A 13362-nucleotide genomic window follows, 5' to 3' on the forward strand; every position below is an offset into this window, starting at 1 on the left:
AACCTATCTATTTGTATTTTTTGAAATTAATGGAGGTATTTTCTTTTGAGTAACGAAAATCAAACAATGTATGATTATATAGGGAAAGAAAAATTAGAAGAGCTAGTGGATACTTTTTATTCTTATGTTTCAAAGCATGAAAGACTTTCACCAATTTTTCCTGGTGACTGGGAAGAAACAGCACGAAAACAAAAGCTATTTTTAACACAGTTTTTAGGTGGACCACAATATTATAGTATGGAACGTGGTCATCCGAGGATGCGCGCTCGTCATTTGCCTTTTCCAATTACAATTGAATTAGCTCATGACTGGTTGGATTGCATGGGAAAAGCTATGGATGATGTCGATTTAGATGAAGAAATTAAAGAGCCATTATTACAACATTTAAGAAATGTTGCTTACCATATGGTGAACCAAGAATAAATAATCATTAGGGGATATATTATGAGCGAGAGGCCAATTATTTTATTTGATGGTGAATGTATTTTTTGTAATGGAGCTGTTCAATTTATTATTAAACATGACCAGAAAGGTTATTTTCATTTTGCGGCACTACAATCCACATTTGGCGAAAAGCTTAAGAGGGATCACCCTGAACTTAGTTCAATTGATTCAATAATGCTTGTACAAAATGGAAAAATAAAAATTGAGTCTTCAGCTGCACTTTCTATTGCAAAAAATTTAGAAGGTTGGCCAAAATTATGCTATGCCTTTATGATTATCCCTACAACAATACGTGACTATTTTTATAGCCTAATCGCAAGAAATCGTTACAAATTCTTTGGAAAAAATGAATCTTGTATGATCCCATCAAAAGAAATTAAGGATCGATTTTACTTATAATTACCTAACAGTCTTCTTCAATTGAAAGAACCATAGAGGATAATCATTTCCCCCTGTGGTTCTATTTTAGTTTCATATTTTAATTTGAAGAATTACCTTCGAGATTCTAAAGTTACTTTTTTATTAGAACTCTTGTTAAAGCGAGCCCTATAAATCCAACTCCCATCCCGATTAACCAACCTGAATGTTGTTCATGTAACAAACTTCCTATTCCTCCCCCAAGAAACATACAGCCTACAAAAACGATACCTCCAATACCAGCACCTCTGCTACTCAAATTATGACCATCCTCTCCAAATAAATGTTTCTTCTATATTTCTGATTAGTTACTTTTTTGTATTTCTCTATTTTTTATTTAGCTTTTTCCTAAAAAATTCCAGTTATATTTTCTAATTTATTAGAATTTTATTACTATTTAATGACAAATTTTATATAATAAAATCAGACGTTAAGATTTTTTTTGAAATGATTTATAGCTTCTAAATCGCAATTTTTAACGTCCAACAAATTTGTTGAATCTTACCCGGAGAGTGATTAAATTTGCAGAAGCACAGACGCAGAAACACACCAGCATTTACTGTTTTAGCTTACTTTACTTTAGCTGCAGGAGTATTTTTATTTTGTATCGGACTTTACAATGCAGATATGGAATTAAACGAAAAAGGTTATTATATTGCAGTTATGTTGTTAGTAGCAGTAGGCTCAATTTTAACCCAAAAGGTTGTTCGTGATAATGCAGAAGATGATGATATTATCGCGGAGCAAGAAGTTCAATTAAAGATGAAGTTAGACAGTTCAACAAAGAAAGAAACAAATAATTTATAAAGAAAACTCGTCGACTGACGAGCATTTTAGGTGGAGGCTTAAGGCGTAGTTGAACTTATACAATAAAGTGTAAAACAAAAAGGGGATCACAAAAAGTACTTTGACTTTTGTGATCCCCTTCCTTATGATAATAAAGTTTTTATTCCCATACTCGTTTAAATTTAAAGAATTCTTGAATATAGCCATAAAGTGAAACAGGCGACATAATCATTTGATAGCATAATAGGAAGAACAGAAATCCTATACGATTATTTCTTATTCTTAAATTTAAATTACGGAAAACATAGTTTTTCTGGTAAAAATATAGAATTGAATAGCTAATAAATGTTAAAGGGAGAACTAATAAAGTCATTGGGCCAACAATAATGTTAATTCCAAAAAACGCTAATATTAATCCTGGAATCCAACATACTGTGTAGATAAAATCTAAATAAACCATCATGAGATTAATGCCAGTTAAATACTTAGTATAAACTTGTGGTTGTTGCCATGGTTTTATTTCAATTAGTCCTTCAACCATACCTCTTGCCCATCTAGATCTTTGTTTAGCAAAATGACCAAATGTTGTAGGTGCATCAGTAAATGCTACTGCTAATGGTTCAAAGTACACCTTCCATTGCTTCTGTAACAGTCTCCATGTTAAAACGATATCTTCTCCAATTGCATCTGGCCAACCTTTTACTTCTTTTACACAATCAGTTTTATATAAACTAAACGCCCCTTGAGCAACAAGAGTTCCTTGATATAATCCCTGAAGTCTTTTTATGGAAGCAATTCCTAAGAAATAGTCCCACTCTTGAATCTTCGTCCAAAATGTTTCGCGACTATTACGAACTAACATTGACCCAGCAACAGCACAAACATCTGAAGGACTACTTATCATTCGTGAAACTAAATATCTTACAGCAGAAGGATGAATTAATGTATCTGCATCTAGCGTAATAACATAAGGTGTTTTTACATGCTCTAATCCCAAGTTAAGTGCATGAAACTTACCTGGCTTTGGCTCATGTAGTAACGTAATATTTGAATTTAACTCTTTTTTCGCTCTCATTACTTCACAATCTGTACCATCGGTTGAATTATTATTAATAACGATAACGTTTATTTTACCAGTATAGTCTTGGATTGAAATATATTTTAAAGTATTAAAAATAGCGCCTTCTTCATTATAAGCAGCTACTAATACTGTAACTGAATCACTTGGAAATTCATTTTTAAAATTCGGTTGTTTATCGAGTAGTAAACTTATTACTAAGAAAGTACTCATATAACCCGGAATATAGGCAATACCAGCAATTATGATGATTGCTCCTGGCATAGTAACAACTTCAGATAAATCGTTCACCCAAGGAATTGATAAATAAATCGAAAAAAGTAACCAAGAAAATGAAATAAAATGGCTAAACCAAAATTTCCTATTTACTGTAAGGTAGTAACGGGTGCTTTTTTTTTGTATAGGAGACAAGTTTGGTTTCAATAGCCTTCCCCCTTTTTATGAAATTAAATTAGTAAATAAATTATATCACTATAATTTATTTTAATATGCAAGCAACTTCTGGTAAAAATGAATAATCTAGAAAATCATATATAACACTTAAATACTTAAAGATGACCAAATAAAAAAGAACTGAAATTATATCAGTTCTTTATCATACAAGTATTAATTTTTAAAAGATAAACCCTTTTCTTCCAATGCATTTTTAATTGTCTTAATCGTCTTCGGTCCCATCCCATGTAATTTTAATACTTCAGCTTCACTTAATTGTGTGAATTGCTCCAAGTGTAAGTAACCTGCTGCGGTTAATGCTCTAATAGCAGGTTTTGCTAATCCATTTGGAAGTGGATTCTCACTCATATATAAACTCCTTCTAATTAAAATCTTATGTCAAGCCAATTAATTATGTCGTTTTTCATACATTTCGTGATCATATGATTTACATCCTCATATTTAAGTAATTTTATATCATGATTATTTGTTGATGATAAAAAATCAAGTTGCCCAGCAATTGGAATGACTACATCCTGTTCCCCATGTAAGAATAAAATAGGCTTTTTCATATTATTATTTTTAAATTTCGGATCATATTTTACAAACGTTTCCAATTCTTTATCATCCAATGGTACTCTTCCATCTTTTATACGAAAATCCTTCTCAGAATAAATAAAAGAACTTGATCCATTAATATTGATTAATCCAGCATAACTCGTATTTAAAAAAAACATCCCACTTGCAATAAAGCCCCCCATCGAGCTTCCGAACAGAATTGTGTTTTCTTTTTGTAAATTAAGCTGATGTATTATTTCATCTTCTTCATCAATTGTTTCAAAAATCGTTTTCCAAAAATATGTTTGTAAAACCTTTTGATCGAAATGGTTATTCAGTGCTTGTCTCGAATCATGGTATTTAATTTCGGGCATAACAATCTTAAATCCTAATTCAGATAGTTCTTTACCAAGTTGTATTTGTGATTCAATTGTTGAGCCCCAACCATGAAACATAATGATTGTTTCTTTTCGACTAAATATATTTGGGTTTATTACATAATAATTAATCATTTCCCCACCTAAATTTTTATATTTTCTAAGTAATATTAAATCATTCTAATAATAACAAAATTATTTGAATTTTGAATTGCCATATTAAAGAAAATACTATAAAATACTTTTGTTTGTATACAATGATATTATCTTTAAAATAAATTTTTGCCTATCTACTTTACGCGGAAAAAATCGAGGATGTGTATGATCAATGGTTCAACATTTAAACTTAATAATTAATCACTATGGTTATGTAGGCATCATTTTAGCATTAACAGGAGGAATTATTGGATTACCGTTACCAGATGAAATTCTGTTAATTTATATAGGTTATAATGTATTTCAAGGTAGATTGTCATATTTACCTTCAATTGCTTGTGCGATAATCGGAATTATTTGTGGAATTTCTTTGAGTTATTTACTTGGATACATATTTGGTTTGCCTTTACTAAATAAATATGGACCAAAAGTATATATTACTGAGAAAAAAATTGAAATTACTAAAAGTTTATTTTCAAAATTTGGACCATATATTCTTATTATAGGATTTTTCATACCTGGAGTCAGGCATTTAACTGCTTATTTTGCAGCCATTAATAAATATTCTTTTAGAAAGTTTGCAACGTTTGGATTTGTTGGAGCAATCCTTTGGGGTTTTACTTTTATAACAATAGGAAAAATATTTGGTGTAGAATGGGATAAAGTAGCGTCTATTTTTGCAAAGTATAGTTTAGTCATTTTTCCAACTGCCTTATTGATTGCGATTGTATTCTTTTTCCTATGGAGAAAGCGATTAACTACAAATTAGAGTTGGCTTTTTAAACTTCTTAACTATTAAAAAGACGAGACAAATAAGTGTCTCGTCTTTTCAAGCTGTTGAAAAAATAATTTGTCAATTAATTGTTGGATTTATCATTGATAAGTAAGTTGTGTGATATGATTTCCACTACAAGGTGCTCGCTTTCCATGAGGCGAGATTCTTTAGCCTCCTCGGCATTCGCCTGTGGGGTCTTTAGCCTTCCCGCTAATCCCATAGGGGCCTGGCACCCTTTCGTTTCAATCAAGTTCTTTATAAAAAAATAATAATCTTAAAAACAATAGAATATTCAATTGAACGATTTCCCTTAAATAATTAAAATTGTAAGAAATATATGATAACGACTTACACATCTATTTTAATAAAAATGACATTAATTATGTGAAAAATGCTGTATTTTTTCAATATTGACTATAATTTATTTCAACATTTTGAAAAAAACGAATATATCATATTAATATGAATCGAAATACCCCACTCATTACACACTAGTACAGCTAAAATAAATCAGTTATTTTTAAAATTAAAAAGAGGATGCCTATTTGTCAGTTATTCTGACAGATGAGACAGCCTCTTTTTTACTTAATTATTTTGCAACTTCTTCTACAATTGCGACAACCATTTCAGCAGTTTTTACTAACTCTTTAATTGGCATTCTTTCATTTGTCGTGTGGATTTCTTCATAACCGATTGCTAAGTTTACAATTGGGAAACCGTGACCTGCAAATACGTTCGCATCAGATCCTCCACCACTTTGTTTTAATGCAGGAGTACGTCCAATTTTTTCTGCTGCACGTTTTGCAACTTCAACAACGTGGTCTCCTTCACCAAATTTAAATCCTGGGTACATAATTTGAACTTCTACTTCAGCACGTCCACCCATTTCAGTAGCTGCTTCTTCAAAAGCAGTTTTCATTTTAGCTACTTGAGCTTCCATTTTTTCACCGATTAATGAACGAGCTTCAGCTAATATATTCACTTGATCGCATACGATATTTGTTGCACTACCACCTTCGAAACGTCCGATATTAGCAGTTGTTTCTTCGTCAATTCGACCAAGTGGCATTCTTGCAATTGCTTTAGAAGCAATCGTAATTGCCGAAACGCCTTTTTCAGGTGCAACACCAGCATGTGCAGTTTTACCATAAATAGTAGCAATTACTTTAGCTTGAGTTGGAGCTGCTACGATAATGTTACCTACTTCTTCATCGCTATCTAATGCATATCCGAATTTAGTTGTGATTAATTTTGGATCCATTGCTTTAGCACCATGTAATCCAGATTCTTCACCTACTGAGATAATGAATTGGATTTCACCATGCTCAATATTTTGTTCTTTAATGATTTTTACAGCTTCTAAAAATGCTGCGATACCAGCTTTATCGTCTGCACCTAGAATTGTAGTTCCGTCAGTAACGATGTATCCATCTTTAATTGATGGTTTGATTCCTTTACCTGGAGTTACTGTATCCATATGACAAGAGAAGAAAATACCGTCAACGCCTTCTTTAGTAGCAGGAATTGTAGCAACAATGTTTCCAGCACCGTGACCTGTAACACCCATTGTGTCATCTTCAAAAACATTCATTCCAAGGGCTTCTAATTTTTGTTTTAAAACCTTTGCAATTTCAGCTTCAAATTTAGTTTCAGAGTCTACTTGTACTAATTCTAAAAATTCATCGACTATACGTTGTTCATTAATCATTTGTGTCATGCCTCCAAATAGTATATGTAAAAAAATGTCTACAAAGGTATATTACCATGTTTTTTAGCTGGGCGCTTTTCATTTTTGTTTTTTAGTACTTCTAATGATTGAATAAGCTTTTTTCTAGTTGTCCTTGGATCAATTACATCGTCGACTAAACCGTATTTTGCAGCAACATAAGGATTTGAAAATTTCTCTTTATATTGATCCATCCATTCTGATCTTATCTCATCTGGTCGATTACTTTGAGAGATTTCTTTTCCGTATAATATATTTACAGCACCTGCAGCACCCATTACAGCGATTTCAGCGTTTGGCCATGCAAATACTAAATCCGCACCAATCGATTTACTATTTAATGCAACATATGCTCCACCAAATGCTTTCCTCGTAATAACAGTAACTTTTGGAACCGTTGCTTCAGAGTACGCATATAAAAGCTTAGCGCCATGCCTTATTATACCTCCATGTTCCTGTTTTACACCAGGGAAAAACCCAGTCACATCAACAAAAGTAATGATTGGTATATTAAAACTATCACAAAAACGAATAAATCTTGCTCCTTTATCGGCTGAATGTAAATCTAGTCCTCCAGCCATAAATTTAGGTTGATTACAAACAAGTCCTACTACTTCACCATTTAATCTAGCAAATCCTACAACTAAATTTTTAGCGAAGTCTTTTTGAACCTCAAAAAAGGAATCATCATCTACAATCATTTCTACTATTTTTTTTACATCATAAGGTCGACTACTTTCATCAGGTATTAGCTCCATTAAATCATCAATATCTTTTTCAGTTTTCATTTTAGTAGGTGCTTTTTCTTCCCAATGAGCCGGTAAATACTCCACTAAATTTCTAACAATCTTAAGGGCTTCATCTTCTGTCTCAGCTTGAAAATGAGCATTTCCACTTATCTCATTATGGACTTTAGCTCCACCTAAATCCTCTGAAGAAATTTTTTCACCTGTTACACTTTCGATTACCTTAGGTCCAGTTATGAACATTTGACTAGTTCCATTAACCATTATGACGAAATCAGTAATTGCAGGAGAATAGACAGCACCACCTGCACAAGGCCCCATTATGACTGAAATTTGTGGTACTACCCCAGAATAAATTGTATTTCGATAAAAAACATGCCCATAACCATCTAAAGAAAGGACACCTTCTTGAATTCTCGCACCACCTGAATCATTTAAACCAATAATCGGAGCCTTGCACTGTACTGCCATGTCCATTAATTGACTTATTTTTTTCGCATGCATTTCACCTAATGCTCCACCGAATACAGTAAAATCTTGCGAAAATACAAAGACCGTTCGATCGTTAATTTTTCCATACCCTGTCACAACTCCATCGCATGCACCATTTTGTTCATCCATACCAAAATCTGAACAACGATGCTGAACAAAACTAAATAACTCAACAAAGCTTCCTTCATCTAATAGCATGTCTATTCTTTCTCGTGCAGTAAACTTTCCACGTTCATGTTGCTTCTGAATCCGCTCAAAGCCTCCACCTTGCTCTATTTCAGATTTCTTTTCATATAGTTTATAAAGATCATCATACTTGCTCATTCATATCCCCCCCTTTTTTTGAACAATTTCGATTAATACTCCGAATTGTTTGGGGTGAATAAAGGCAACTTTTGAACCATCATTTCCATTACGTGGTGAGTGATGGATTAAATTGAATTGGCGTTTTTTTAGTTCAAATAGTGATTTTTCGATGTCATCTACTTGAAAAGCAATATGATGTAATCCTTCTCCTTTTTTTTCAATATATTTATGTACAGGATTCGTTATTGTAAGTGGTTGGATTAATTCGATATTAATTTTATTTGTTTTAAAAAACGCTACTTCTACACCATGATCATCTACTATTTCACGATATGAGTATGATAAACCTAAATCACTCTCATACTTTTTAATACTCTCGTTTAAATTTTTTACACAGATTGCCATATGATCTATATTTGTGAACATTTTTTGACCTCTCCTTCAAATCAATGCTTTTCTTAAATACATATGCTAAAATAGGACAAGACTTGTATTAATCTTATAAATAATTATTAATCAACTGTAATTCTTAATTTAAGGTGGTAATCACATGAGAAAAAAAACACAAAAAGTAGTCGTTATGATTATGTTAATTTCAATGCTTGCTACTACTTTACTTGCAGGTATCGCTTCTTTTTTATAAAAAGACAAATAAAATGTAAAAAGAGGATTCATCATCAAGATCTTGAAATTTTGATGATGAGTCCTCTTTATTATCTGATCGCACCTTTTTCACGAGCTAGTTGTTCAAATGAATTTGATGATGTTGTTATGAATACTTTTGTACCATATGGAATTTTATCAAAAAGTTCATTCACATCATTTGTATACATTCTTACACATCCATTTGATATATATTTACCAATTGTGGAAGGGTCATTATTACCATGAATTCCATAAATTGATCCATCAGTACCTAGTGCATCAAAACCAATCCATCTAGTTCCTAAAGGATTTTTAGGATCGCCACCTGGAATATTTTTTTTGCGCCAATATGGATTTTTGGCTTTATATGTAATATTAAAAATACCTTCTGGCGTTAAATCTGCTGTTTTTCCGGTGGCAATTCGATAGACCTTTAGGACTTTACCGTCTTCTATATATGCTAAATTATTTACTTCTTTATTAATGATAATAAATGGTTCACCTACTCTTGGGTTTTGTCCAAGTGGCCATACTGGACCTATTACTAAAAGTAGTGACAGAACTAGTTTAAGCAAATAAAGCAACTCCTTTCAAATTTACTTAGCGTATTTTCCCTTAAACTTTGATTTCATAATCAAAAAAGTCTCCATTTCATTAATGATTGTTAATACCGCTGCTCTAGTTTCAAAATCATCAGATGTTTTCGGTAGTGGCATTGCACGAAACATATGATAGATTTCTTCTAGCTGATGTAGGCATATAACCCCACTTATAATTGGATTTATCGAAAAGCTTAAATCATTAAAAAATTTGGATAAAATATGAGATTGTTCGTTACTCACTTTAATATCACAAACCGTGTCAATAATACGGTGGATAATTTCAAGTTGCCTCTCTCTTAATAAAAAGTATTCATAATCTTCATCATTCGAAGATTTAAAATAATGATTATCAATTTCTAATTTAGAAATTCTTTTCGCTTCTTGAAGCAATTTTACTGTTTCATCGTATTCTTCTAAAAAACACTTATTAGCTGGTTCTTTTAAATAAATAGAAATTTTCTCAAAAATAAAACAAAATTTAGAATCAATTTGTACTTTAAAGTTTTTTATTTGATCATCTAAACTAGGCATATATAAATTACAAAGTAAAGCTACACCAATTCCTATTACAATTACAGTTAACTCATCTAATATTATTGGAGCCGTAATGTTTTTTAAACCATATAAATGTAACATGATAACTGCACTAGAAATGACTCCTTCTTGAATTCTAAGCTTTACTAAGCTTGGAATAAAAAATAATAGTAATAATCCAATCGCTAACGGTGTATATCCAAATATATGAAAGAAAAAAATACAAAAAAGGATGATTAGCACGCATGCTGAAAACCTTCTCAAAGCTGTATCTAATGAACGCTTTTTGGTTGTTTGTATACATAATATTGTTAATGTTCCAGCAGACGAGTAAAAATGAACTCCCACAGATTGTGCTATAAAAATTGCAACCGCACTCCCTAACGCCGTTTTAACAATCCTTGAACCAATCCTATACATAATATCACCTATTGTTTATGTTTTACTTTATGATGTATTTGATTCATTGAACAAGATAAAGTTAAGAAAAGATAAATAATCAGGATTGATAAAAAAGATCGTTGAGCCCACAAAGAGAATGTTCTACTTTTTCAGTTAGACCACATCCTCTTATACTTCTAAACAATATATTTAATCTCATAATTACGCTTAATATTAAATAGATTGGTAAAAATATCATTATTCTAATAAAAGGTGTGAATTTATGAGTTCAAAATATTGCCATGAATCACGTTCAGCTTTAACTGTTCGAGTTTTCCCAACTGACTTAAACAATCACCAAACTTTATTTGGAGGAAAAATTCTTGCTGACATGGATATGACTGCATCGATCACCGCTGCTAAACATTCAAGATTGAAATGTGTAACTGCTTCAATTGACCATGTAGACTTCTTACACCCAGTTACAGAAGAGGATTGTATATCTTATGAATCCTTCGTCGTAGTGACAGGAACATCATCTATCGTAATTTTCGTAAAAGCGATTGCAGAGAACTTGATTACTGGAAATCGCCGAGTAGCTGCTACTTCTTTTTTAACGTTCGTTGGAATGAAGGATAATAAAACTGTACCAGTACCATCCATCATTCTTGAAACGGAAGAAGAACGAGAACTTGCTGAAATAGCAAAAGCAAGAATCGAAAATCGTAAAAATAATAAATTAATCAGCAAAAACATTGAAACGATTATCTCTACGAAACCTTTGAAGTTAAAACAAAATGATGATTAAAATTAAGTGAAATTAAAATTGGTTCTACACAAAAAAAGAAACTGAGATATTCTTCAGTTTCTTTTTTGTAGTTTTATTTTTAATGCGAAGAAATACCAGATACACCATGGCCCGTATTAGACTTCACGAGAATTTCATCAAATTTAGCTTCATTTTCTTTCTTTCTAGAAAGAATTGTACCTAAATAAGCAGCTATGAATCCTAATGGAATTGATATAATGCCTGGATTTGTTAAATTTATTAATGGATCTCCAACAAAGATCGCTTTTCCTTCAATTGGGCTCCAAATATTTGGACTAATTGCCACTAGAATGATTGCAGATATTAATCCAGTTAGCATACCGGTAATGGCGCCAGTCGTATTAAAACGCTTCCAATAGATTGTAAATAGTATAACTGGTAAGTTCGCACTTGCAGCAACTGCAAATGCTAATGATACTAAAAATGCAACATTTAATGTTTGTGCAAATATTGCAAGTAAGATAGAGATTAAAGCAACTCCAATCGAGGCATATCTAGCCATTGAAACTTGTTCTTTTTCAGTTGCTTTACCTTGTTTTAAGATTTCATTGTAAAAATCATGTGCAAAGGCAGATGCAGCAGTTAATACTAGACCAGCTACTACTGCGAGTATAGTTGCAAAAGCTACAGCTGAAACAAAAGCAAATAAAAAGTTACCACCTAATACTTCAGCTAAAAGTGGAGCTGCCATATTTCCTGCTGGATTTGCCTTAATAATCTCAGAATTTCCAACAAATGCAGCTGCTCCAAATCCAAGGAAAATTGTCATGATATAAAATGCTCCGATTAACCAAGTTGCATAAACGACTGATTTTCGTGCCGTTTTCGCATCTCGCACTGTAAAGAAACGAACGAGTATATGGGGTAATCCGGCAGTTCCAAGAACGAGTGCTAAATTAAGCGAAATTGTATCTAATCCATTTGTATATTTTACACCTGGATTTAAAAACGTTTCCTTTAAAGGAGTTGCAGTTCTCATTTGGCTAAACATTTCATTAATATTGAAATTAAATTTAGCAAATACAATGATTGAAATGACTAATGTACCAAGCATCAGAAGTATTGCCTTTACGATTTGTACCCAACTAGTAGCCCTCATACCTCCAAATATTACATAAACAGTCATTAATATTCCTACTATTAAAACAGCAGTCGTATAATTAATTCCTAGCAATAATTTAATCAGTGCACCAGCACCAACTAATTGTGCAATCATATAAAAGATCGAGATCGTCATTGTGTTTAACGCTGCTATCCCTCTTACTTTTCTTTGATCAAATCGTGCAGCAATCATATCTGCTAACGTGTATTTTCCAAGATTTCGTAAAGGCTCAGCTACTAAATATAAGACAACTAAATATGCAACTAAAAATCCAATACTATAGAAAAATCCATCGAATCCAGTTAAAGCGATGGCACCTGCAATTCCTAAAAAGGACGCTGCTGACATATAGTCACCTGCAATTGCAAAACCATTTTGCCATCCAGTCAATCCACCACCTGCTGTATAAAAATCTTTCGCATCCTTCGTTTTTTTAGAAGCGTAATATGTAATAACTAGCGTTCCTAGTACGATAATTAAAAATAATGTAAATGCCGTCGTATTCAAATTTCCTCCCCTCCTTTATTTAACTGCTCCAATACTCCATCTGCCATTTTGTCAAAGGATTCGGCTTTTTTACTGTAAATCATACATAATACCCATGTCATAACAAATTGAGCGAATGCAAACAACCAAGCCCATGTGACCTCTCCAATTGCTTTTGTATTAAGTACTTTAGAATAAGAAGTCATCAAAGGTAATGCAATGTAAAAACAAAAAAAGAATAAAGACATTGGTAAAATAAACTTTCTTTTTGCTTTCAATAACTGTTTAAACTCATGAGATTTTGCAACTTCCGAGTATGTGCTCTGACTTATACTCGTACTAGAATTTTGGTCCAAATCCATCTAGTTCTCTCCCTTCAAGTTTTTATTTCTAGAAAAAAATGAAGATATTATTTCAAATAAAATGAAAGAATATTCAGAAACTAAGATAATTTTATTTCATTTTGATACACTTTAATAAATGTTTTCGA

Annotated in this window: 17 protein-coding genes; 6 read left to right on the forward strand and 11 right to left on the reverse strand. The window is 32.1% G+C overall.

Annotated features, from left to right (window positions below):
* Positions 1-66: 66 nt before the first annotated feature.
* Both B6K90_RS02085 and B6K90_RS02090 read left to right on the forward strand, forming a co-directional pair.
* Entirely contained in the window at positions 67-423 is a 357-nt protein-coding gene (locus tag B6K90_RS02085) for a globin domain-containing protein (protein ID WP_049819805.1), read from the forward strand.
* A 21-nt stretch (positions 424-444) separates the two neighbouring features.
* Positions 445-843 (forward strand): thiol-disulfide oxidoreductase DCC family protein, encoded by a 399-nt coding sequence (locus B6K90_RS02090; protein ID WP_088010875.1) that lies wholly within the window; start codon positions 445-447, stop codon positions 841-843.
* Positions 844-955: 112 nt separating this feature from the next.
* Here B6K90_RS02090 and B6K90_RS23545 read toward each other — a convergent pair whose 3' ends face one another.
* Positions 956-1120 (reverse strand): hypothetical protein, encoded by a 165-nt coding sequence (locus tag B6K90_RS23545; protein WP_167555227.1) that lies wholly within the window; start codon positions 1118-1120, stop codon positions 956-958.
* 263 nt (positions 1121-1383) lie between these two features.
* Here B6K90_RS23545 and B6K90_RS02095 point away from each other — a divergent pair, with 263 nt between their 5' ends.
* Positions 1384-1668, forward strand: a complete 285-nt coding sequence (locus B6K90_RS02095; RefSeq protein ID WP_088010876.1) for a YiaA/YiaB family inner membrane protein — start codon at positions 1384-1386, stop codon at positions 1666-1668.
* 139 nt (positions 1669-1807) lie between these two features.
* Here B6K90_RS02095 and B6K90_RS02100 read toward each other — a convergent pair whose 3' ends face one another.
* From B6K90_RS02100 to B6K90_RS02110, 3 genes are all read right to left on the reverse strand, one after another.
* Positions 1808-3148 (reverse strand): glycosyltransferase family 2 protein, encoded by a 1341-nt coding sequence (locus B6K90_RS02100; protein WP_088010877.1) that lies wholly within the window; start codon positions 3146-3148, stop codon positions 1808-1810.
* A gap of 183 nt (positions 3149-3331) precedes the next feature.
* Entirely contained in the window at positions 3332-3526 is a 195-nt protein-coding gene (locus B6K90_RS02105) for a helix-hairpin-helix domain-containing protein (protein ID WP_088010878.1), read from the reverse strand.
* A 17-nt stretch (positions 3527-3543) separates the two neighbouring features.
* Positions 3544-4227 carry an alpha/beta hydrolase family protein gene (locus B6K90_RS02110; protein WP_088010879.1) on the reverse strand — a complete coding sequence of 228 codons (684 nt, stop codon included), beginning with the start codon at positions 4225-4227 and terminating at the stop codon, positions 3544-3546.
* A gap of 193 nt (positions 4228-4420) precedes the next feature.
* Between B6K90_RS02110 and B6K90_RS02115 the strand changes: the two genes are divergently transcribed.
* Positions 4421-5017, forward strand: a complete 597-nt coding sequence (locus tag B6K90_RS02115) for a DedA family protein (protein WP_088010880.1) — start codon at positions 4421-4423, stop codon at positions 5015-5017.
* 595 nt (positions 5018-5612) lie between these two features.
* On the opposite strand, the gene B6K90_RS02120 is transcribed toward B6K90_RS02115, so the two are convergent.
* Genes B6K90_RS02120 through mce form a run of 3 tightly spaced genes read right to left on the reverse strand, consistent with a single transcriptional unit; the run spans position 5613 to position 8719 of the window.
* Positions 5613-6731, reverse strand: a complete 1119-nt coding sequence (locus B6K90_RS02120) for a M20/M25/M40 family metallo-hydrolase (RefSeq protein WP_088010881.1) — start codon at positions 6729-6731, stop codon at positions 5613-5615.
* A 38-nt stretch (positions 6732-6769) separates the two neighbouring features.
* The gene (locus B6K90_RS02125) at positions 6770-8311 is read right to left on the reverse strand and encodes an acyl-CoA carboxylase subunit beta (protein WP_088010882.1); all 1542 of its coding nucleotides are present in this window, start codon (positions 8309-8311) and stop codon (positions 6770-6772) included.
* The gene (gene mce, locus B6K90_RS02130) at positions 8312-8719 is read right to left on the reverse strand and encodes a methylmalonyl-CoA epimerase (protein ID WP_088010883.1); all 408 of its coding nucleotides are present in this window, start codon (positions 8717-8719) and stop codon (positions 8312-8314) included. It abuts the gene before it with no gap.
* 124 nt (positions 8720-8843) lie between these two features.
* Here mce and prli42 point away from each other — a divergent pair, with 124 nt between their 5' ends.
* Complete coding sequence (gene prli42 / locus B6K90_RS23550; RefSeq protein WP_088010884.1) at positions 8844-8936, forward strand: stressosome-associated protein Prli42; 93 nt, start codon at positions 8844-8846, stop codon at positions 8934-8936.
* Between the two features lie 70 nt (positions 8937-9006).
* Here prli42 and B6K90_RS02140 read toward each other — a convergent pair whose 3' ends face one another.
* Both B6K90_RS02140 and B6K90_RS02145 read right to left on the reverse strand, forming a co-directional pair.
* The gene (locus B6K90_RS02140; protein WP_088010885.1) at positions 9007-9522 is read right to left on the reverse strand and encodes a L,D-transpeptidase; all 516 of its coding nucleotides are present in this window, start codon (positions 9520-9522) and stop codon (positions 9007-9009) included.
* 12 nt (positions 9523-9534) lie between these two features.
* The gene (locus B6K90_RS02145; protein ID WP_088010886.1) at positions 9535-10494 is read right to left on the reverse strand and encodes an aromatic acid exporter family protein; all 960 of its coding nucleotides are present in this window, start codon (positions 10492-10494) and stop codon (positions 9535-9537) included.
* Positions 10495-10738: 244 nt separating this feature from the next.
* Here B6K90_RS02145 and B6K90_RS02150 point away from each other — a divergent pair, with 244 nt between their 5' ends.
* Positions 10739-11263 (forward strand): acyl-CoA thioesterase, encoded by a 525-nt coding sequence (locus B6K90_RS02150; protein ID WP_088010887.1) that lies wholly within the window; start codon positions 10739-10741, stop codon positions 11261-11263.
* A 79-nt stretch (positions 11264-11342) separates the two neighbouring features.
* Here B6K90_RS02150 and B6K90_RS02155 read toward each other — a convergent pair whose 3' ends face one another.
* Positions 11343-12893: a solute symporter family protein gene (locus tag B6K90_RS02155; protein ID WP_088010888.1), complete on the reverse strand. Its 1551-nt coding sequence runs from the start codon at positions 12891-12893 to the stop codon at positions 11343-11345.
* Positions 12890-13234 (reverse strand): DUF485 domain-containing protein, encoded by a 345-nt coding sequence (locus B6K90_RS02160; protein ID WP_088010889.1) that lies wholly within the window; start codon positions 13232-13234, stop codon positions 12890-12892. Before B6K90_RS02160 ends, B6K90_RS02155 begins: the two co-directional genes overlap by 4 nt.
* Between the last annotated feature and the right edge of the window lie 128 nt (positions 13235-13362).

Source organism: Gottfriedia acidiceleris (genome assembly GCF_002128425.1).
GTDB classification, from domain to species: domain Bacteria; phylum Bacillota; class Bacilli; order Bacillales; family Bacillaceae_G; genus Gottfriedia; species Gottfriedia acidiceleris.